This window comes from Croceicoccus sp. YJ47 (genome assembly GCF_016745095.1).
Lineage (GTDB): Bacteria > Pseudomonadota > Alphaproteobacteria > Sphingomonadales > Sphingomonadaceae > Croceicoccus.
In genome coordinates, this window is record NZ_CP067087.1 from 749734 (window position 1) to 769055 (window position 19322).

23 protein-coding genes are annotated in these 19322 nt (G+C 63.6%); 3 read left to right on the forward strand and 20 right to left on the reverse strand.

Going from position 1 to position 19322, the window contains the following annotated elements; all coding sequences use genetic code 11:
- Positions 1-24: 24 nt before the first annotated feature.
- Positions 25-768, forward strand: coding sequence for a 7-carboxy-7-deazaguanine synthase QueE (locus JD971_RS03560; protein WP_202085988.1), 744 nt, complete (start codon positions 25-27; stop codon positions 766-768).
- Between the two features lie 13 nt (positions 769-781).
- On the opposite strand, the gene JD971_RS03565 is transcribed toward JD971_RS03560, so the two are convergent.
- The 14 genes from JD971_RS03565 to JD971_RS03630 all read right to left on the reverse strand — a co-directional run bounded on the left by JD971_RS03565 (position 782) and on the right by JD971_RS03630 (position 12254).
- Positions 782-2455: an ATP-binding protein gene (locus tag JD971_RS03565; protein WP_202085990.1), complete on the reverse strand. Its 1674-nt coding sequence runs from the start codon at positions 2453-2455 to the stop codon at positions 782-784.
- A gap of 96 nt (positions 2456-2551) precedes the next feature.
- Positions 2552-3280: a TIGR02186 family protein gene (locus tag JD971_RS03570; protein WP_236672247.1), complete on the reverse strand. Its 729-nt coding sequence runs from the start codon at positions 3278-3280 to the stop codon at positions 2552-2554.
- Positions 3281-3318: 38 nt separating this feature from the next.
- Positions 3319-4236 carry a sulfite exporter TauE/SafE family protein gene (locus JD971_RS03575; RefSeq protein WP_202085992.1) on the reverse strand — a complete coding sequence of 306 codons (918 nt, stop codon included), beginning with the start codon at positions 4234-4236 and terminating at the stop codon, positions 3319-3321.
- 130 nt (positions 4237-4366) lie between these two features.
- The gene (locus tag JD971_RS03580) at positions 4367-4690 is read right to left on the reverse strand and encodes a hypothetical protein (protein WP_202085993.1); all 324 of its coding nucleotides are present in this window, start codon (positions 4688-4690) and stop codon (positions 4367-4369) included.
- Positions 4691-5552: 862 nt separating this feature from the next.
- On the reverse strand, positions 5553-6374 hold the full coding sequence (locus JD971_RS03585) for a glycosyltransferase family 2 protein (protein WP_256435303.1): 822 nt from the start codon (positions 6372-6374) through the stop codon (positions 5553-5555).
- Between the two features lie 61 nt (positions 6375-6435).
- Positions 6436-7470, reverse strand: a complete 1035-nt coding sequence (locus tag JD971_RS03590) for a tyrosine-type recombinase/integrase (protein ID WP_202085995.1) — start codon at positions 7468-7470, stop codon at positions 6436-6438.
- Positions 7463-7696 carry a hypothetical protein gene (locus JD971_RS03595; RefSeq protein ID WP_202085997.1) on the reverse strand — a complete coding sequence of 78 codons (234 nt, stop codon included), beginning with the start codon at positions 7694-7696 and terminating at the stop codon, positions 7463-7465. Before JD971_RS03595 ends, JD971_RS03590 begins: the two co-directional genes overlap by 8 nt.
- Before the next feature lie 11 nt (positions 7697-7707).
- On the reverse strand, positions 7708-7977 hold the full coding sequence (locus JD971_RS03600) for a head-tail connector protein (protein ID WP_202085999.1): 270 nt from the start codon (positions 7975-7977) through the stop codon (positions 7708-7710).
- Positions 7970-9154: a phage portal protein gene (locus JD971_RS03605; RefSeq protein WP_202086000.1), complete on the reverse strand. Its 1185-nt coding sequence runs from the start codon at positions 9152-9154 to the stop codon at positions 7970-7972. Before JD971_RS03605 ends, JD971_RS03600 begins: the two co-directional genes overlap by 8 nt.
- Entirely contained in the window at positions 9145-9687 is a 543-nt protein-coding gene (locus JD971_RS03610; protein ID WP_202086001.1) for an HK97 family phage prohead protease, read from the reverse strand. The genes JD971_RS03605 and JD971_RS03610 overlap by 10 nt, the downstream gene beginning before the upstream one ends.
- Entirely contained in the window at positions 9687-10907 is a 1221-nt protein-coding gene (locus JD971_RS03615; RefSeq protein ID WP_202086002.1) for a phage major capsid protein, read from the reverse strand. The genes JD971_RS03610 and JD971_RS03615 overlap by 1 nt, the downstream gene beginning before the upstream one ends.
- Positions 10904-11254 (reverse strand): hypothetical protein, encoded by a 351-nt coding sequence (locus JD971_RS03620; RefSeq protein ID WP_202086003.1) that lies wholly within the window; start codon positions 11252-11254, stop codon positions 10904-10906. Before JD971_RS03620 ends, JD971_RS03615 begins: the two co-directional genes overlap by 4 nt.
- Entirely contained in the window at positions 11254-11793 is a 540-nt protein-coding gene (locus tag JD971_RS03625; protein ID WP_202086005.1) for a MerR family transcriptional regulator, read from the reverse strand. Before JD971_RS03625 ends, JD971_RS03620 begins: the two co-directional genes overlap by 1 nt.
- A gap of 98 nt (positions 11794-11891) precedes the next feature.
- Positions 11892-12254 (reverse strand): hypothetical protein, encoded by a 363-nt coding sequence (locus JD971_RS03630; protein ID WP_202086006.1) that lies wholly within the window; start codon positions 12252-12254, stop codon positions 11892-11894.
- On the opposite strand from JD971_RS03630, the gene JD971_RS03635 reads away from it, so the two are divergent.
- Positions 12253-12516: a hypothetical protein gene (locus tag JD971_RS03635; RefSeq protein WP_202086007.1), complete on the forward strand. Its 264-nt coding sequence runs from the start codon at positions 12253-12255 to the stop codon at positions 12514-12516. The genes JD971_RS03630 and JD971_RS03635 overlap by 2 nt on opposite strands.
- Here the strand turns inward: JD971_RS03635 and JD971_RS03640 are convergent.
- The 6 genes from JD971_RS03640 to JD971_RS03665 all read right to left on the reverse strand — a co-directional run bounded on the left by JD971_RS03640 (position 12513) and on the right by JD971_RS03665 (position 17871).
- Positions 12513-14012, reverse strand: coding sequence for a terminase large subunit (locus JD971_RS03640; RefSeq protein WP_236672249.1), 1500 nt, complete (start codon positions 14010-14012; stop codon positions 12513-12515). The two genes, JD971_RS03635 and JD971_RS03640, sit on opposite strands and share 4 nt — an antisense overlap.
- 85 nt (positions 14013-14097) lie before the next feature.
- Entirely contained in the window at positions 14098-14493 is a 396-nt protein-coding gene (locus JD971_RS03645; protein ID WP_202086009.1) for an HNH endonuclease signature motif containing protein, read from the reverse strand.
- Positions 14486-14698, reverse strand: coding sequence for a hypothetical protein (locus tag JD971_RS03650; RefSeq protein WP_202086010.1), 213 nt, complete (start codon positions 14696-14698; stop codon positions 14486-14488). Before JD971_RS03650 ends, JD971_RS03645 begins: the two co-directional genes overlap by 8 nt.
- On the reverse strand, positions 14695-16806 hold the full coding sequence (locus JD971_RS03655) for an AAA family ATPase (protein WP_202086011.1): 2112 nt from the start codon (positions 16804-16806) through the stop codon (positions 14695-14697). Before JD971_RS03655 ends, JD971_RS03650 begins: the two co-directional genes overlap by 4 nt.
- Complete coding sequence (locus JD971_RS03660; RefSeq protein WP_202086012.1) at positions 16803-17024, reverse strand: hypothetical protein; 222 nt, start codon at positions 17022-17024, stop codon at positions 16803-16805. The genes JD971_RS03655 and JD971_RS03660 overlap by 4 nt, the downstream gene beginning before the upstream one ends.
- 175 nt (positions 17025-17199) lie before the next feature.
- The gene (locus JD971_RS03665) at positions 17200-17871 is read right to left on the reverse strand and encodes a glycosyltransferase (protein ID WP_202086013.1); all 672 of its coding nucleotides are present in this window, start codon (positions 17869-17871) and stop codon (positions 17200-17202) included.
- Between the two features lie 185 nt (positions 17872-18056).
- Here JD971_RS03665 and nhaA point away from each other — a divergent pair, with 185 nt between their 5' ends.
- Positions 18057-19280: a Na+/H+ antiporter NhaA gene (nhaA, locus tag JD971_RS03670; protein WP_202086015.1), complete on the forward strand. Its 1224-nt coding sequence runs from the start codon at positions 18057-18059 to the stop codon at positions 19278-19280.
- The last annotated feature ends 42 nt before the right edge of the window (positions 19281-19322 follow it).

The window sequence follows — 19322 nt, forward strand, 5'->3', positions numbered from 1 at the left end:
CCGGGCGCGCATGATGACACGCATATGCTGACGCTCGCCACCGTCACGCCGGGCGAACCCGAAATCTTCGCCTCGTTACAGGGCGAGGGCCCCTCGATGGGGCGGCCCAGCGTGTTCGTGCGCGTGTCGCGATGCAATCTCGCCTGCGTATGGTGCGACACGGCCTATACCTGGCATTTCACCGGGGACGAACGCCCGCATCGCGGGGGCGAGACATTTGCGCGGCCCGCCAATCAGCTCGCCCTGCCGGAGGCGGAGGTCGCGCGCCGCGTGTTGCGCGCCGGCGCGGACCGGCTGGTGCTGACCGGCGGCGAGCCCTTGCTGCAAGGGGCGGCGCTGGCGCGGATGGTGGGCCTTGTGAAAGAGGCGCGGCCCGGTTTCCACGTCGAGATCGAAACGAACGGCACCGTCGCCGCGCCCGCCGCGCTCGACCCGCTGATCGACCAATATAACGTCAGCCCGAAACTCGCGCATAGCGGCAATCCCGCCAGCCTCGCGCTCCTGCCCGACCGGATCGCGGCCTATGCCGCCGACGCGCGGGCCTTCTTCAAATTCGTGGTCGCGGACGAGGACGATGCCCGCACGGTGCTGAGCCTGCGCGACGCATTCGGCATGGCGGGCGACCGGCTTTTCCTGATGCCGGAAGGGACGGATAGCGCGACATTGCGCGAACGGATGCAATGGCTGGCACCGTTCTGTCAGCAGCACGGCCTCCGCCTGTCGGACAGGCTCCACATTCACCTCTACGGCGATACGCGGGGGACCTGAGCGCGGGCGCGTCCTATCGCGATTGCGCGCGCCAGCGTCCCACGATGCGCTCCACCGCCTCGCTTTCGCCGCCGGTCTCGTTCCACAATGCGGCAAAGCTGGGGTCGTCGGACGCGGGGCGCTTTTCCTCCTCCAGATCGTCGAAGGTCACGCGCATCGGAATGGCCGTGCCTTCGCCGCACACGATGCATTCCCGGTTGCGCAGCGCCGGGATCGCGGCGAGAAAGCCGCGCGCCCCCTCCGGCATGGCGGCCTTCACGAAATCCTGATCCCGCTCGTTATTGAGCCGCATCGACAGGATAGTCCCGCATTGTGAGAGCACACCTTCGGCAAGATCCGACGGACGCTGTGTAATGAGGCCGAGCGAGATGCCGTATTTGCGCCCTTCCTTCGCGATTCGCGACAGGATGCGCCCGACCGATGAACCGTCCGCATTGCGTTCGTTCGGCACGTATCGGTGCGCCTCCTCGCATACCAAAAGGATCGGCCGCGTCTTTTCATCGCGGCCCCAGATGGCGAAATCGAACACCAGCCGCGACAACACCGCCACCACCGTGCTGGTGATTTCGGACGGCACGCCCGATACGTCGATGATCGAAATGGGCTTGCCCTCGCCCGGCATGCGGAAGATGCGTTGCAGGAACCCGGCCATCGTATCGGCCACCAGCATGCCCGAAAACATGAACTGATACCGCGGATCGGTCTTGATCTCGTCGATCTTGCTTTTCACCCGCATGAAGGGGGCGGTGTTGGTCGCCTTGTCGAGCTTGCCCATTTCGGCGGTAATCGCGCCGGTCAGGTCGGACAGGAGGTAGGGGATCGGCGCGTCCACAGTCAGCTTGCCGATCTTTTCGGCGAGCCTGTTCTTCGACCGCGCGTGCAGCAGGCATTTGGCGAGGATGTCCATGTCCGCCTGCCGGTCCGGCCCTTCGTTGGTGATGAAAACCTCGCAATGTTCCTCGAAATTCATGAGCCAGTACGGCATGCGCAGGTTCGTCACGTCGAGGATTTCGCCATTGCCCGCAAAGGCCGCGGAATATTCGCCGTGCGGGTCGATCATCACGACATGCCCCTCCGGCGCCATCTGGCAAATGCGATGGAGGATGAGCGCCGCACTCGTCGATTTGCCGGTGCCGGTGGAGCCGAGCAGCGCGAAATGCTTGCCCAGCATCGCATCGACATAGAGGCCCGCGCGGATATTGCGGGTGGGAAACACCTTGCCGATCTGGATATTGGGGCGCCCGTCACTGGCGTATATCTGCTCCAGATCGGAATTGGTCGCGGGGTATACCTCGGCACCGGGGACGGGATACTGGCTGATGCCGCGGCGGAAACCGCGGATCCGGTTGGTGAGCCGTTCGTGCTGCCCCTCCCCCAGAAAGTCGATCTCGGCGATGATCCGCCCGGTCGCGAGGTCCTGTTTCTGTGTGCGGACATTGGCCAGAAGCCAGTTTGACCCGGCCCGCACCTTGATCTGGCTCCCGACGAGGCCGGCAAGCTGGACCGTCGGATCCTCGTCGCTGGCGCAGGCCTTCAACGCCTCCGGATCGAGCACGGCGCGCGACGAATCGCCGGCGATGTCGCACACCGTGCCGATCGGCCGGGACGCCGCGCCGGATGGCGTCACGGCGGCATCCTCCGGCGGGGCGGCGGGATCGGCGACGAATTGCGAGACCATGTCGTTCATTGGGCGATACCATTCTCGATAGACTGAAACCTTCGTCCACGAGTGCTATCGCCGCAGGGTTAACGCCCTCTAAACACCGCGGCGGATCACGGCGCGTCAGGCCATCGCGAACAGGCGCCCGGCCCCCCACCCCATCAGCACCGACAACACCATGGCGGTCAGACCGTAGAGAAACGCCTGCCGGATGGAGAACAGCTCGATCCCGCGTTCGAAGCCGCGCTTGACGACGGTGACCTCGCTCGTGGCGGACGCGACCACGCGGCCATCGGCAATGGCGAAGGTTTCGGAAGTATATTCGCCGGTGATCACGCTCGACGGGAGGGGGATGCGCGCCTGGTACAGGACATCGCCGCTGATGGAGACGCCATCGTCGTCCTGCCGGTAAAGGCCGGAGGCGACGCGCTTTTCCACAAGGCCGGCGGCAAAGCGGACCTGCTCGTCCGGGTCGATCGTGCCGATGGGCGACAATTGCAGCCAGCGCAGCCCAAGCTCGTAAATCGCGGCGGTCCGGTCATCAACGATCCGGTCGACGGGCCGCGACGAAGCCAACGCATAGAACGACGGGGCCGAGCGCAGATTGGTGCTGTCGGCATTGAGCCACATGCCCAGGCGCTTCTGCTTTTCGCGCAGGGTGATCGATTGCAGCGGGCCTTTGAGCACGACGACGATGTCATATTGCCGGTCCGGATCGGGACGCGTCCCGTCGGGTTCGAGAATCGCCCCGTAAAGCAGCAGGTCCGCCCCGGTAAATCCCTGCCGCACGACGATTTCATGCTGCGATATTTCCGGCACCAGGATCGGGTCTCGCGCGCCGGTCGCGCCCACGAGGATGCACAAGCCGGCAAGAATGCGCCAAAACCGCCTCACAACGGTTCCACCGTGTAGATCTCGGACGGCCGGAACGTCAGCCCCACCGCCATGCCGAGCGCCACGGCAAGCACCAGCGCCGCCAGCACCAGCCGCAGGATTTCGGGCCGCGCGTTGGACGCGAACCGCGCCCCCACCTGCGCCCCCGTGACCGAGCCGAGCAGCAGCAGCGCGGCCAGCACGATATCGACCGCCCGCGTGGTGAGCGCGTGCATCATCGTCGTCGCCATGGTCACGAACAGGATCTGAAACAGCGAGGTGCCGACCACGACCTGCGCGCTCATCCCCAGAACGTAGAGCATCGCGGGCACGAGCAGAAACCCGCCGCCGATCCCCATCAGCATGGTGAGCACCCCCACCCCCATGCCAAGCAGGAGCGGCGCCAGCGGGGAGATATAAAGACCCGAACGATAGAACCGCCAGCGCAGCGGCAATGTCGCGACGAGCGGATGGTGCCGCCGTTTCGTCGCCGGTTTCGCAAAGCGGGAAAGATGGCGCGAAAACACCTGCGGCACCGATTCGCGCGCCATCACGATGCCGATGCTGCCCAGCACCACGACATAAAGGATGTTGATCACGACATCGATCTGACCCAGCGCGGAAAGCAGGTTGAACAGCACCGCGCCGATGCCGGTGCCGATGACGCCGCTTACCACCATCACCCCGCCGATCTGGAAATCGATGCCGCCGCGCCGCGCATGGGCAAAGGCGCCCGATACGCTGGCGCCGGTGACCTGGCTCGCGGCGGAGGCGGCGGCCACGGTTGGCGGCACGCCGTAGAAGATCAGCAGCGGCGTCGTCAAAAACCCGCCGCCCACGCCGAACACGCCCGAAAGCAGCCCGGTCAGACCGCCCAGAAGGACGATGACCAGACCGTTTACCGAAAGATTCGCAATCGGGAGATAGACATCCATCGCCGGCCGCCGGAATTGCCGCCAACGAATGGGCGGCTATGGCGGCTTATGCACAAATGCTGCGCCTGTGTCTGCACCCGGCGGGATTGTTTTTGCGGTTTATTTCGCTGTTCTCGCGCAATCGTGGTGATCAGAACCCTGCCGAAAGCGTGAGCACGGGGCCGGAACCCGGCTCCGCATCGCCCGCCACCCGTTGCCGCCAATCGACCGCGATGCGGGCAAAGCCCGGCCCGACAGGCACGAGCGCGGCGACGGTGGGACCGACATCGACGCGCGCCGCCCCGCTCTGCGCGCCGGCCCACGCGCCCGCGCCGGCGCGGACCGCCGTTCGCCCCGCCCGCACGATTTCCCGCGAGAGCCGGATCTGCCCGTCGGCAAAGGCGGTGGCATCGCGCCCACCGACATAGCCTGCCTGCACATAGCTCTCCGCCTCGATACCGAGGGGTAGCGACACCGCCGGCGGCCGGCGGCCGCGACGATGGCGGGCCGCACCCGCGTGTCGCTGGCAAAGCGCCCGATCCGCGCCTCCGCCAGGATTTCGACCGGCACGCGCGACAGAGGCCGCATCCCGATGCCGAGGGCAAGCTCGTCCTGCCGCGGGCCGTCGATGGCGGTCGTGAGACGGGCGTGGGCGCGCGGATCATGCCCGCCCGGCGAACCAAGGCGATACCGCACGATCGCCCCGGCCTGGCTCCCGCCATAGGATGACGCGCCGATCCCCGCCGCCGCGGCCCCGCTCTCCCGCAGGAGCACCCATCCATCCGCGGACCAGCGCGATCCTCTTTGCGCCACCGCCCCGCGTGCCGGGATGACCGACAAGCCCGACGCGGCCTCGCGAGGACGCCGGAGCGGCGGCGCGCCGGATTGCGAGCGCGCGGTGCCGGGCGGCACGCTGCGCACAGGCTCGCTCCGCCGCGACGGTTCCATGCGGCCGCCGGGCACGGGCGGCGTGCCGGCGCGCGGGATCGTGACGGCATCCGCAAAACGGCGCGCCCGCGGCAGGCGCGATGCGTCGGGGAACAGCGGAGCTGAACCGGTCTGGCCTGCCCCAATGCCGAACATGGCGCGCCGATCGCCTTCTAAAGCGGTTCGGGACAGGCCATCCCCGCGATCGACGGCCATGTTCTGGGGCGCGGGCCCGCCCCTCTGCGCGATCAGAGCCGGGCCCGTGCTCCTGCCATTTACCGGCCCTTCCGACACCGCGGGCTGCGGGAGCGGCGGGAGCAGCAGGTCGCGTCCCGGCCCGGCGGCGCGAAATACCATCCACGCCCCTGCGACCGCGAATAGCGCAATCAGGGGCGCACCGCGCCGCCGCCTCACGTCGCACGCTCGGCAGGGTGAAAATCATGCTCGGTCTTTTCCCAGCGTGTCGGCTCACCGCGCAGCGAGCGCGCATACCGCACCAGCGCGAGCCGCGCCGCGATGATCGCGATGATGTTCGCGACCGGTATGCGCACCACCGCGGCGAGCCCCTCTTCCCAGCCATATTCGCGCGTCACCACCGCCGCGCGCACCAATGCGCGCCAGGCAAAGGCAGCCGTGGTGATGACGAGCATCCAGTCGACCACATCCGGCAATTCGCGCACCTTGTACCAGCCCAGCCATTGCGCCGCGCCCAGAGCGCCCGTCAGGACGAAGGCAACATAGGCCGCCGCCAGCACGATCGCGACGAGCGGGCCGCGCCGGTCGCGCATCCGCATCCACAATTCGAACGGATGCGAGGCCCAGCCCAGCGTATCCCACCCGTCAAAAGCGATGCCCTGCAACCAGCGCGCCTTTTGCCGCACCGCGGCGTCCAGCCGGTGCGGAAACGGCGAACGCGTCGCGATGAGCGTGCCATCGGCGGCTCGCACCCGGACAAAGCGCCCGCCCTTCCCCGCACGATCGTGCGGCGAACCGGCGCGCGATGGTCGAGAGCGCGGCGCACGGCCGATCTTCATGCCAAGCTCGTAATCCTCGGTCAGCGCGTCGGGGGTGAACGGCGCATCGCGGCCGTCCCGCTCCATCGTGCGGGCGAGCGCCGCCCGCGAAAAGGCACAGCCCACCCCCGCCGCCGGAATTCCCGCGCCCAGCCGGTCTCGCACGACCATTTCGCGCAAATGCGCCTCGGTAAACTCGTCGGTGTAATGGCCCGTTATTCGAGGTCATTATTTTGCCTTTCTCTTCAAAGGTTTACCGACGGGGTTTTCCCTCTTTGCGCTAGTTTTCCCGTTCTCGTTTCGTATCCGTTCCCCATTTCAGCATGGCTGAACGCGCCAGAACCTTTTGATTTCGGCCCTTGGCGTAGTGTTCCAGCATCCGCAGCGAGCGATGCCCGGTGATCGCCGCGACCTGCGCGGTTTCACATCCAGCCTCGAACAGTGCGATGGTGGCATTCTTCCGCAAACCGTGAGGCGTGCAGCGGAATCCGTTCTTCCGACCGAACTTCTGGCACCAGGTCAGGAAGGTTTCAGCAGTCAGTCGACCGCCTTGCGTATTGCTCAGAATATGCAGATGCCGATCCGATCGGGGTGCCGTCGACAACATCACCAGCAATTCAGGGTGCATCGGTATGTCCAGTCGCGCGCCGGTCTTTTCCTGCCGCACCTCGATCATGTCGCCCTTGATTGCGCCCCAAGTCATTGCACAGACATCACCGGGCCGCTGGCCAGTATAGAGCGCCAGCGTGGCAGCCCGCCGGAACAGATCGTTCTTATCGGTCAGCGCAGCCGCCAGCATGTTGGTTGGCCAAGGTTGCCGTTCGTTGTTCTCGTCGCGTTCGAATTGCTCCAGCCCCGCGGTCCAATCGTCCAGGCGGGGATGCCTCTTGCGCGCATAGGTATAGAGCACCCGCATAATGCCCAGCATCGCATTTGCAGCCCCCGGCGTATCTTCATTGGGGTCCAGAACATGAACTTGAATATCCTCTGGCGTTATCTCAGCCAGCGGGGCCGCATGATACCGCGCCAGCAAGCGGCGCAGATAGCGGTCGTATGTCTTCTTTGTGCTCGCTGCCCTATCCTTGAACTTCTTGCTTTGCCGGTAGGACGTAACCAGTCCTCCAAAGGTGCCCTCGCGGCTCTTGCGGTTGGCTTCGGCTTCGACCCGTTCAAGGTGCGCAATTTTACGCATAAACTCGTCAGGGCGCGAATGCGGGTCAGGCAGGCGCACCCACGGCTTCGCCTTTGCCCAGTAGTAATAGGTTTTGCCTTTTGCCTTCTTCTTACGGACACCTGCAAATTCGATCTTAGACACGATGCGCCCCCTGTTCCTGCCAGCGGTAATTCCGCTTCGTGGCGGATTTCAGCAGATCAATAGCATCGTCAATTTCCAAACGATCCCAAGCATCACCGCCCGCATGATCGAACCCCGGAGGCATTTCCCCGCAGGCGACCGCCCGCTGAAAATCCTTTGCAGTCTTATAGCCTGCATATTCCGCAGCGCCGCCAGCGCGCAGGACACGGGGCAAGGGGATGGTCATGCGGGAAGCCACTAAAGCCGAACCTCCCGCAGCGGTGCCAGCAAGCGATCTTCGCCAAGGCCGGGGCGCACATCGCCGCGCTCGTCGTAAAGGATCGAGACGCGCGACAGCACGGCCATCTTGAGGCGCGCAGGCACAGGTTCGATGCCATCCCAGCTATCTGCGATCGCGCGCACCGCTTCGGATGCCGCCGCAACCAGCAAAAGGATCGTGTCGTTCTCGTGATCGTGCATCACGCGCAGAAACTCTTTGGCTTCGGTCAGGGTCACAAGGTCAGTCATCAGTCTGGTTTACCTCGCTCTCAGCCGGTGCGTCACCTTTACGGGGTTTACGCGGGTTCCACCCCTCCACCTGCCGAACCTCGTCAGGGTCCAGAACGCCATTCGTCAGCGCGATCGCGTGCGCGTTCCAGCGGGTCGCCGGGTCGCCGCGCAGGAAGCCCGACAGGTCCAGTTCGAGTTCGAACGGCCCGCCGGTCGGGAATACCGAACGCGCAAACTCTGCCTCGATCTTGCGTGCCCAGCTGGACAGGCAGAACATGGCGAACCAGCGGCCAGCGGTTTCGCTGTTCGTGAACGTGTTGTGCGCGTAATCCTGCACCAGCGGCGGGGGCACCTGAAACAGGCGGCAGATTTCTTCGGTCCCGAACTTGCGGGTCGAAAGCAATTCCGCGTCTTCGGGCGAGATTTGCGCTTGCTGCCATTCCAGCCCGCCGTCGAGGACCAGCGCCCGGCCAGCATTGCCCGCGCCAGCGTGGCGCGCGTCGAACTGTTCGCGCAGGTTCTTGCGCTGTTCGGCGGTCATCGCGCCGGGGTGCTTGATAACGCCGGACGGGGATGCGCCATTGGCGAGGAATTGGCGGGCATGGCGGTTTGCCAGATCCACCCCTGTCACCGCATCGGCGGCGCGTGAGAGGCGCGAACGGCCAATCAGGCCATCATCGGTGCGATCGCGCAGGTGCAGAACCTCGCCCTGCAACAGCCGCCGCACCTTGCCCCTGCCGTCGCCTACATCATAGGCAAGCCGCCCGCTGGACAGCTCGGCCACCGTGACATTGCCCCAAGGGATATAGACCAGCCCGGCCAGCTGCCCGTTACCGTTGCGGATGATCTCTGCCAGCCCATTGCCGGTCAGCAGCGTGGAGCAAACCAGATGCGACACGAAATCAGGCCATGTCATGCCATCGTTCACGCCATAGCGGACCAGCTTCAAAAGCGGATGCGCCGGCACCTCGACACGCGCCGTGCCTTCGCGGCGATAAACCAGCGCCGGGATATAGCCCAAGCTTTCACCGATCACGTTGACGCAGGCCAGCACGCTGGACAGGTTTTCAGCCGCCCGCGCGTTCAAGCCCGCGTAATATCCGGTATTCGATCCCAGAACGCCCCATGAGGGGTCAGCAGCATCGGAGCGGCGTTCGAAGCCCATATAAGCCGCCATGCGGTCGATCATGCCCATCGTGCCGCCTCCGCCATCACCAGCACCCTACGGCGGCGTGCAGCCTCCGCACCGTGCTGCAAAGCCCTCAGGGCAATCTCAGTGCCCTCATAGGCAGGCCATGCGCTCACAACGCTGATTTCCCGCAAGCCGATCGAGCGGAGCGTGCGCGTGCGCCCGTCCCATTCTTCGCCGCCTTCGGGAATGGTGAAGCCGAACGACATGCCGCCAAGGTCGCCGCGCTCGGCCAGCGCCAGAACATCGCGGCCTGCCGCCGTGTCGGGAACGTCGAGCGTGAACGCCAAGCCCTTGTCGTCTTCGCGCAGTTGGAGCGTGCCCGTCTTCGTGCGGCCCAGCACCTTGCCAGGGTCGTGATCCAGCAAGGCCAGAACATCGCCGTGCAAAGCCGAACGGAACGCGCCGGGGGCAATACGCTCCCGAAACGCGCCCAGATCGGCCTCACGGTTGAACGTGGCGGCATAGCCCTCGATCTTGCGCCCAGCGGCGCGAAGTTCGACAGTGAACCGCCGTTCAAGGGTTGCCGCCGCGCCCATCAGATGATGATCCCCGTTGCCTTGGCGAAGGATGCCGGGCGGCGAACGCCGAAATCGACCGTCGCCATGGCGCGGATCAGGAGATTGCCCTTGCTATAGGCGCTCTCGGCATAGGGGTTCACCAGAATGTCGAGCTGCGACCAGATGCCGATCAGGAAATCGGCCCAGTTGCCATAGGCCAGCCCGTGCTCGTTGGTGCCTTCGCCAAGATCGCTTGGTGCCTGATTGGTGAACTGCACCGGCTCATTGTGGAACTGCTCGGTAACGGGGATGGCGCGGCCATCGGCATCGCGCAGTTTCATCAGGTCGCCGCGAATGCCGTTGGTGGCGAGGAAGCCGCGACCGGCGGGAACGTTGGCGAGGTCTGCCGCCACGATCATATCCGCCGTGGTCGTGAACACATCGGTATCGAATGGCACCGCCGGAACCTCCGGGTCGTTCAGCAGGCCCAGCGGCTCGGGACCCGTGCCCGATCCATTCAGGCCCGCCCGGTCGATTTCCAGCGCAATATCGCGCGCCATCATCGAGCGCAGCAGCTGCTCAATGTTCGGGCTGGTCTGCATGACCATGTTCCGGCTGATTTCCGAAATCACGCCAACGTGATGCGGGGAAAGCGTCAGGCTATCGAAGATAGCATTTCCGGTCGGCAGGGCGGTATTCTCCGCGACCCAGCCGACATTAGGCGATCCGGTTTCGCGGGGGATTTCCACATTGCCGGTCAGGCCCGACAGCGTGGTCGCGCCCATCGTGGTCAATGCCGCCGTGGCGGTCAGAGCCGACACGAACTGGTCGGGGCGAAAGTCGGTCGGCAGGATCGCGCCACTGTTCGAAGTCACCTGCACCGCGCGCTGTTCAAAGCATTCGGTCGGCACATAGAAGCCCTTGGGGGCGGCACCGGCACGCTTGGCGAGTTCGCCCTGCATCTCGCGTTCAAAGCCATCATCGACCGTGCCGGGGGCAATCTGCCCGACGATCGCACGGCAAAGGCTGAACTTGGAGCGCAGTTCGTTCGACAAATGTTCGTCCGTCGATCCGGTCAGAACACGGCCCGTCTCCGATCGCTCGGCGGCTTCGATCTTCTTCTGGCGGTCAATCCTGCCATCGAGATTGCGCAGTTCGGTTTCCGCCGTCTCGAAAGCGGCGTTGTCGTCCTTGTCGTGTGCAGCGGTCATGCGGTCCACAATGGCCGCCCGCTGTTCCATGAAGTCCGCAATTTTCATATGATAAGCCCTTCTATGTAGCCGGGGCACCATGCCCCGGCGCTCAGATTGCCCACTGTCTCGCGACGTTGGTAAAAGGTTGCGGCGTTATCCGATTGAGCCGCCATTACAGCCGAAACATCGGCCTGCCCCCCGGCATCGGATTTTCCGGTATTGGCCGCACCGCGCAGCCGCACAAGGAAGGGGGCAATGAAGTATTCGACCTGAAACAGCGCTGGGCATGTTCCTTCGTCGGCGCTGGGCATGACGGGCCGGGTCGAACGGCCAAGGTGATACGTCCCCATCCCGTGCACGGGTTCCGCAATGCCAAACGCGGCGGCGGACAGCGTGGGGAGCGCCGATTTCATTAGTCGTCGTCCGCCTTATAGGCGTGCTGCATCACATTAGTCGGATGATAGCCGAGACGCGCAACGACGTTTTCGAAGATTTCATCAACCTCCAGGATCGTAAAAGCATTCGAACCCAAACGGGTGCGGATAATCGGCATAACGTCCGTTTTGACCTTCCAAAGTACTTCAATGGAACGATCGCCTGCAACGCAAAGCAACGTGCGTGCTGCCATGCCGTGGTTGAAGAACGGAAGGCCGGGGCAACGCCCGGGATTATCGTAAACCGGACCCTCGCCCATGTGGGCGAAGTGCTGAGCCGCCTTGATCGCGTGAGCCGCCGAAAGACCGGCATCGGTGAGCGCCTTTGCGATCGCGATTTCCATGACGGTAAAGAACGTGAATTTGCGATGCGCACCCGACGCGCCGCCACCCTCGATCTCAGCACCGGGCTTGCCGATAAGCAAGTCGCGCTTGAGCCAGCTTTGGAGAGTATGGTTCGGCAGTTCGGTGGCCGTAACCACCTGCCCCGTCGTAAAGCGATCGTAAAAGATGTTCATTGTGCGTTCCATATTGGCGGCTGCCAACCTTCAACCACAAAATGGGAAGGTTGGCAAGCGCCAATTTTATCCCCGCCGCCAATTCGGGGGATAACTGGTCAGCGCCTCGCGCTTTTCATCTGAACCTCTTTCAGCTGGTCGGCATCGCGAATGAGCGCATCGAGGATCTCATCAGCGTTGTTCAGTTCCATGATCGCCTCTTCGCGGAAAATGCGTAGCTTCCACGTGTAGGCGTTCAAACTGCATGAGGGGGTTTGGAAGAGGCGCATCAACGCTTCTTCGTGCGCGTCCCAAAGGCGGTCGCCAACATCATCCGGCAGGTCTTTCCCGCGATTAGCCGGCGCATAGATCGCCTCTTCGCGGGTGGCTTTTGCATAGCGATAGGCAGCGTGCGCTTCGATAAAGGCATCGTTAACGGTATTTGCGTTGGCGGATTCCGCCTGTAGGGAAGGGTTAGCCATGATTGATCTCCATTCGATCGGTTGTGGTCAGGGCCGGGCGGTGAGTTGCGACCCCACCGCTTGGCCCGCTCGATATGGGCACAAACAGGGGAATCCGTCAATGGATCCAATGATGTCGGTGAAGATGAATCACATCGTTAACGCTTTGCGAGGCATTCAGGCGGAATTAAAACGCCATAATGATCGTGAAGAGGCGAACACAAAGGGGGAAAACTCCGACAACGTTTCAAACGAAGAATGGGTGGATGGCATCGCGCGCTAAACCCACATGACCCCGCCGCCCCGGTAAACCTTCGGCCCTTCGTCGGTCGCGGCCAGACCGCAAGCCATGATTGCTGAAACGATGCCGTCGATGCGATCGAGCGATTTGTTTTTGGCAGGCTTGCGGTTCGCGGCGGGGTCAGTTTCCACGATGACATTGCCAGCCTGCCAGCGCAGCAGCGGGTTATTGTTGTGTTGCATCTTGCGACCTAACAACGCTGTCTCGAACGCATCGACAGCCGCCGCGTAGGATTTGAACCCCGGCACGAACTCGGTCATCGGCAGGTCAATGCCTTCGTCGGACAGCAGCTTGTTAAGGCGCGCCATCTGCCAGCGATCAAAGGCAATGCCCTGCACATCATACCGGCTGCGAATGTCGGCCAGCTGCATCGCAATGGCGAGGTCATCCCGCGCGTTGCCAACCGTCACATCGGCCCAGCCTTCTGCCGCCCAGCGATCATAGGGCACCCGGTCGCGTTCTGCGCGCATGGCGATCGTGTCTTTCGGCAACCAGTGCCAGGCCAGCAGTTTGCCTTGATCGGGAAAATACAGTGCCAGCGCGGTCAGGTCGCGGGTGCTGGACAGATCCAAGCCACCATAACAGCGCGCCCCTTCCAGTTCGATCGGGTCGAAGGCTTCCCCGTTTGCATCCCAGTCGGCTTGTTCGATAAACCGGCCTTCTGCCGCCACTCGCTGATTGAGGTTCAACAGACGGAAGGATGGGGCGAACGACTGTGACCTTATCGCCCGCCCCGCCGCGTCACTAAACTGCGAATGGTTAAGAAACTCCCCCAAGGCAGGATTTGCCGCCTGCCATGCTTCGGGATCGTCCAGATCGCAATCATCGGGTGCGGCGTGAAGCTGAGTGTAAACCGTTGGCACCGGCTCAGCGTCCAGCATCTCCGAAAAGAAATGCAGATCATCGGCGGCTTGCGTCGAGATTGTCACGCCCAGCGCCGCCTCCCGCTTGCCCATGCCGGTCGCCAGATTGTCCCACAGCTCCCGGCTCCGCCATTGCGCCACCTCGTCGGCAATCCAGAACGATGGCGCAAGGCCATGCGCTTTGCGTGCGTCGGAGGTCAGCGCCCGCCAGACCGATTGCGATTCGTCGTCCGTGATTTCCTTGTGCCAGTCGCGGATATTGACCCGCGCCGCCATCCACGGGGTCGCCTCGATATAGGCCCGCGTCTGCCGATACAGCACGCCCGCCTGCTCCCGATCGAGCGCCGCCGCATAGCATTCGCCGTAAGGCTCCAGGCACGGCCCTAGCAGGTGCGCCAGCGACAAGCCCGACAGCAGCGCACTCTTGCCGTTGCCGCGCGCCACACTGAGCGCAGCCAGCCTTACAAGCCGGTTGCCGTCATCATGCCGGGGTTCATACACGCCCCGCACGAATTGCCGCTGGAACTCCAGCAGCTCCAATGCCTCGCCAGCGCGCAGCCCTGATACAATCGGCAGGGTGCCCAGGAACGCCAGAACCTTATCGGCTTCCGGCATCCCTTCCTTTTCCCAAGGGTGCGCAACCATCGTGTCATCATAGGCCCGCGCCGCCTCGCGCAGCCGCCCCGAACCGGGTCCGCGCTTACCCATTGCGCTTCCCCTTCGAAACTAATTGAGTTTTGTGGTTCCGTGGCGGTCCTACTGGATCAGCCCTGAGCGATTTTCCAGACCACGGATGCGATGCGTCGAGCGGGTTTCCATCGGCATCACAGCCCTTGCGCGGCTTGATCGAACGTATCGCACCGGCCTCGCTGCCCCTTGCCGTCTTCGCTGAGTGACAGGCAGGGCAGTAGCTTGTCAGCCCATCGTGGCCGGGGAAGGCCAGCCCGCCATCGCTGATAGGCACAACGTGATCGACCGTGTTCGCGATGACGTATGGCTTGCCCATCGCCGCGCAGCCCTTGCAGAACGGTTCGATCGACAGATGCGCCTTGCGTAGCTTTTGCCAGTTGGCGGTGTTGTAGGGCCAGTCAGCCACGGGCATCTCCTATGATCGAGATGACGTTCAGGTGCTTGAGCGTGCCAGCCAGCTTGACGGCCCGTGCCCTCGATACGCCACCATGACGCAACAGCACCTCGATCTCGCGAACGGTCAGCGGTCGGCTCACCATGTCCAGCACCTTCAATGCAGCGGCGCGTGCTTCGCCTTCCAAGCCTTCGATCAGTTCATGCAGCGGGGTCATCGTTTTGCCCTTTCAAGTCGTGCAGCGTGTTCGGCAGGGCATTCTCCCACCCATCCATCGGGGTCGTTCAGAACGTTGTATGGATCATCTTCATCGGGGGGCCGGGGGCCATCAGGCCCAGCCCCCGGTATATATTTATATATAGGGTGTGTGTTCGGAACGGTTCGGAAGGGGGTTCGGATAGGTTCGGAGGTGGTGTTCGGAAGGGGTTCGGAAGCCGGTTCGGAAGCGTCCGGAATAGCCTCGACAATGATCGTCTTCGTATCGTTTCCTTTGCGTTTCACCTGTTCGGTCGTGATCGCTCCCATGTGGAATAGGCGCTCCATTGCCCGCGCCAGCGCCGGTTTCCGCAAGCCCTTTGCCTCTGTCATTTCAGCGAAGCGGGCGGGTGCATAATTCGGTCCGATCGATGGCCCCACCTCACGCCCCTCTGTTTTCATGCGGGCACGCAGGCACCGCAAGAACGCTTCGTTCTCGCCGTTCAACTTGATAACCTCTGCCATTTCTGCGCGGGTATCGTCGGGCACTTCCTTTTCCAGAATGAAAGCGCCGTCGAACCATTGAAGGGTGATGCCGCTCCCGGCCTGCGCATAGTTCGCTTTCGGGTTCGTCAGGGCACGCAGGTCAGGGTTTTCGCAATCCTCTGGCCGCGCCAGCAGCATCCGCGAACGGAACTGATTATTGTAGGAAACGGAACCCAAGTAATCCTGCCCCGCCTTGTTGGTATGGTGGAGTAGGACAACCGCCCCGTTGCGGCGTGTCGCCAGCGTGCCCAGCCAGTGAGCGAACGGCGCAACCTCTTCGACCGCGTTGTGGTCGATCCCGGCAATCTGCGATGCGTTGTCGAGGATCAACAGCCCAACGTTGTGCCGCTCCACCAGCCTTTCGACCTTCCTGCCAAGCGGTGTGACCCGTAGGCCGCTATCGTCAGCCGTAACCAGGAAGGGGTTTTCTTCCTCCGTATAGGACACAAGCGACAACCGCCCGCTCAGCGAAGACATAGGAATGCCCAGCACCTCGCAGATTGATTCTTGCCGCCGCCAAAGTTCGTCGGCGTCATCTTCCCAGCTTACATAGGCGGCGTTCGCCTGCTTTGTTTTAAGCCCCATGAACGGGCGCCCGAATGCAACGCAGGTGGCTTTGATTTGCGCCAGCAGGGATTTGCCCACCCCGCCATCGCCCGCCAGCAGCGTCGCCTTATTCGCGGGAACCCAGCCATCTATCACCCATTGACGGGCCGGTGCCTTCTCATTTGCACAGGCGGCAAGGTCGAGCGCGGGCCAATCGTCATCGCCTGCAATGGCGTTGTCGATCAGCTTGCTCAGGTCATCCGGCGTGCCCGCCCAATCGAGAATATCGCCTTTCGGGGGAAGGCCCGGCAGTTCGATGATATGCGCCGTGCCCTCTGCCCGTTCGATCGCCTCTTTCGCCTTCACGGCTTCCCTTGCGCCCGTCTCGTCATTATCGGGCAGGATATAGACCGTGCGGCCCTTCACATAGCCGCTGAACTCGAAGCTCTTCCAATCCTTGTGCGAGGTCGCCAGTAAGCCCCAGCTGGCCAGCTTATCCGCCTTGGCCTCGCCCTCTGCCATGTAGATCGGCAGATCGCGGTGTGCCGTGACCAGATCGGGCAAACGGTAGGGAACGGCATCATCCCCCCGGCCAGATACCCAGCCTCCAGATGCGTTCAGATGATCGAAAGCGAACTCCTTTGCCCGCCCATCGCGGCCCGGTTCGATCCGGTGCTTGCGATAGATCGTTTCGCCGTCGCCGTCCGCAAACTCGAACGTTGCGACGATTCGCTGCCCATTCCCCAAGCGCACAGCATGGTCCCGCGCAACCTCAGCTTTCGCGATCGGCGGATGCCAGGGGATATTGTCGTTCTCAGAAAGCCGTGGGGGCAGGACGCCAGCCGCGCGCAATTGATCCTTGATCGCCAAGGGGTCGCCGCCGTTTGTCGAATGGATCAGAACGCCATCAGGCGCGCTATCTGCCAAGCTGGCCCAGCTGCCCCGATCGGTTTTGCTATGCCCCGGCGTAGGGAAACAGGCGCGGTTGCCTTTCACTTCCCCGCCCATGACAGATGCGATTGTTCGAAGGTCGGTCATGCCACGGCCCTCCGCTTGCAATCGCGGTGCACCAGTATCGGCAAGCCGCGCCGGTTGGCCGGTTGCGTCAGCGCGTCCATGACCAATGCCAGCGAACCGGGGGCGGTGCGCTCAGGCCCGCGAAAACCGGTGCCCACGAATCGCCCGATGAACTCGCCATCGTCGGTTGGTTCGATCAGCCATGCGCGGCAGGGAAGGTTCGGAAATGCGATCAGCATTGCACCGCCCTCCCGTTGCCGGTAGGGTTGCGATCGCCAGTTGCCTGCTTGCTATTGGTTTTCGCCCGCGCGTTGGTTGCCGCCTTCGCGTGGGCTTTTATTTTGCGATCAGGCGGGTCGCGGGGGTTTTCCCTCCAGACGTAAGTCCTTGATCCTGTTAGGGACAGTTTTCCCGCTATGCGGCGGCAAGCATCTGATTTTGCGACGTTTGCCAATTCTGGCCCGCGATCCACGTGCTGCGCGATTGCGGTTCGGGCCGCACGGGCAATTGCACAAAATCGGCATGGTCGAGCGCCTCGTCCACCAGCGTCAGCGCATCGGGATGAACCATGTCCTCGGCATCCTGAAGGAGGATGGCGCGATACTGCCGGGCGGACGCGATTTCGTCGCGGACCATCGCGTGCCAGATCGCGTTGAGGCAATCGCCCTTCGTCGTGGGTCCGTCATGGCCGACGACGGCCGGACGCACGCGCCGGTCGGCCCGCGCGATCGCGGCAATGGCGCGCGCCGTCGCCGGATCGTTGGGATAGCATCCGACATACACGCGCAGGTCGCGATGCGGCCAGGTGCGCAGAGAATGCGCCAACATCGTGCCAATGACCTGCGCCTCGCGCCAGGCCGGGACATATAGCGCGATCGGTCCGGAAAGCTCGGCCCGAAGCGGGGCATCGAGCACGGGTGTGCGCGCCTTTCCGGACAGGTGCAGGCCCGCCCACACGCCATCGACCAGCAATTCGTCGAGCGCGCCGACACAGAACCAGAAACCGGCAAACAGCAACAATTCCAGCCGGATGGCATCGACCCCGGCAAAGAATGCAGGCACCCACCCCGTTTCTGCGACCCACATCCCTTATCCCCCCGCGCCCCAGAGGCGCTCGGTGCAACTTTGCTTACAAAGCCGCCCGGTGTCTTGCAAGGCCCGCCAATTTCGGGAAAAGGGGGCGGCATGAACGCTTTCTTCGCATCCACAGCATCGAGCCCGGTCGTTTTCGGCCCTTGCCGTCTCATCCGCGCAGGGCAGGATGCACGCCCATGGTAATCGCCACGAAAGAAGTGCTGAACCGCACGCTCAAGCGGTTTTTCGACAGCGAGGCGTCCTCGGGCATCCTGCTCATCGTGGTGGCGATCCTGGCAATGCTGGTGGCCAATTCGCCGCTTGCCCACGGGTATCACGACCTGTTCCACGGCAAGCTCGCCTGGACGCCGATTCCCAAGCTCGACACGCTGCACATGTGGATCAACGATGCGTTGATGGTGATCTTCTTCTTCGTCGTCGGGCTGGAGATCAAGCGCGAGGTGGCCAATGGCGCGCTGTCCAATCCGGAGGCGCGGCGCCTGCCGGTGATCGCCGCCTTCGCCGGGATGGCGGCGCCGGCCGCCGTATTCCTCCTCGTCATCAGGAGCGCGGGCGAAACCGGGCTGACCAATGGCTGGGCCATTCCGGCGGCGACGGACATCGCCTTTGCGATGGGCGTCATGGGCCTGCTCGGCAACCGGGTGCCCTCCTCGCTGCGCCTGTTCCTGCTCACCGTGGCGATCGTGGACGACATCGGCGCAGTCGCGATCATCGCGCTGTTCTATACCGCGAATATCAAGCTTTTGTGGATCATCCTGTCGATGGTCGTGCTGGGCGTGATGATCGCGTGCAACCGGTTTCGCATCGACCGGTCGTGGGCCTATGCCATCCTGGCGATCGTGCTGTGGTTCTGCGTGCTGAACTCCGGCGTGCATGCGACCATTGCCGGCGTCCTTGCCGCGTTCACGATCCCCATGCGCCTCGACGCGAAGGGGGACAGCCCGCTGCTGCGCTTCGAACATGCGCTGCTGCCGTGGAACGCGTTTCTCGTGGTGCCGCTGTTCGGGTTTGCCAATGCGGGGGTGGAGCTTGCCGGCGTCGGGCTGGCGGGGGCGTTGGCGCCCTTGCCGCTCGGCATTGCGGCGGGTCTCGTCATCGGCAAGCAGGTCGGGATTTTCAGCGCCGTCACCATCGCGGACAAGCTCGGCCTGGCAAAACGTCCCAAGGGCGCCTCGATCATGCAATTGTGGGGGACGGCGGTGCTGTGCGGGATCGGCTTCACCATGAGCCTGTTCATCGCCGCCCTCGCCTTCCCGCGCTATCCCATACTGGTGGAGGAGGCGAAGATCGGCGTGCTGTCGGGCTCGCTCATCTCCGCCCTGCTGGGATTTGCGCTGCTGCGCTTTGCCCCCGGTCCGCGCGGCGATACCGAGGAAGAGCAGGAAACGCAGGCCGCCTGAGCGGGTTTGCGCGATCTGCAAGAAGAAAGGGGCGCCGGTGTC

Excerpts from the sequence above, each read along its gene's own strand:
- JD971_RS03560 (WP_202085988.1), top strand. The coding sequence starts at position 25 with ATGCTGACGCTCGCCACCGTCACGCCGGGCGAACCCGAAATCTTCGCC.
- JD971_RS03565 (WP_202085990.1), bottom strand. The coding sequence starts at position 2,455 with ATGAACGACATGGTCTCGCAATTCGTCGCCGATCCCGCCGCCCCGCCG.
- JD971_RS03575 (WP_202085992.1), bottom strand. The coding sequence starts at position 4,236 with ATGGATGTCTATCTCCCGATTGCGAATCTTTCGGTAAACGGTCTGGTC.
- JD971_RS03595 (WP_202085997.1), bottom strand. The coding sequence starts at position 7,696 with ATGACCATCCCCTTGCCCCGTGTCCTGCGCGCTGGCGGCGCTGCGGAA.
- JD971_RS03600 (WP_202085999.1), bottom strand. The coding sequence starts at position 7,977 with ATGACTGACCTTGTGACCCTGACCGAAGCCAAAGAGTTTCTGCGCGTG.
- JD971_RS03605 (WP_202086000.1), bottom strand. The coding sequence starts at position 9,154 with ATGGGCATGATCGACCGCATGGCGGCTTATATGGGCTTCGAACGCCGC.
- JD971_RS03610 (WP_202086001.1), bottom strand. The coding sequence starts at position 9,687 with ATGGGCGCGGCGGCAACCCTTGAACGGCGGTTCACTGTCGAACTTCGC.
- JD971_RS03615 (WP_202086002.1), bottom strand. The coding sequence starts at position 10,907 with ATGAAAATTGCGGACTTCATGGAACAGCGGGCGGCCATTGTGGACCGC.
- JD971_RS03620 (WP_202086003.1), bottom strand. The coding sequence starts at position 11,254 with ATGAAATCGGCGCTCCCCACGCTGTCCGCCGCCGCGTTTGGCATTGCG.
- JD971_RS03625 (WP_202086005.1), bottom strand. The coding sequence starts at position 11,793 with ATGAACATCTTTTACGATCGCTTTACGACGGGGCAGGTGGTTACGGCC.
- JD971_RS03635 (WP_202086007.1), top strand. The coding sequence starts at position 12,253 with ATGATTGATCTCCATTCGATCGGTTGTGGTCAGGGCCGGGCGGTGAGT.
- JD971_RS03630 (WP_202086006.1), bottom strand. The coding sequence starts at position 12,254 with ATGGCTAACCCTTCCCTACAGGCGGAATCCGCCAACGCAAATACCGTT.
- JD971_RS03640 (WP_236672249.1), bottom strand. The coding sequence starts at position 14,012 with ATGCCGGAAGCCGATAAGGTTCTGGCGTTCCTGGGCACCCTGCCGATT.
- JD971_RS03650 (WP_202086010.1), bottom strand. The coding sequence starts at position 14,698 with ATGACCCCGCTGCATGAACTGATCGAAGGCTTGGAAGGCGAAGCACGC.
- JD971_RS03655 (WP_202086011.1), bottom strand. The coding sequence starts at position 16,806 with ATGACCGACCTTCGAACAATCGCATCTGTCATGGGCGGGGAAGTGAAA.
- JD971_RS03660 (WP_202086012.1), bottom strand. The coding sequence starts at position 17,024 with ATGCTGATCGCATTTCCGAACCTTCCCTGCCGCGCATGGCTGATCGAA.
- JD971_RS03665 (WP_202086013.1), bottom strand. The coding sequence starts at position 17,871 with ATGTGGGTCGCAGAAACGGGGTGGGTGCCTGCATTCTTTGCCGGGGTC.
- nhaA (WP_202086015.1), top strand. The coding sequence starts at position 18,057 with ATGGTAATCGCCACGAAAGAAGTGCTGAACCGCACGCTCAAGCGGTTT.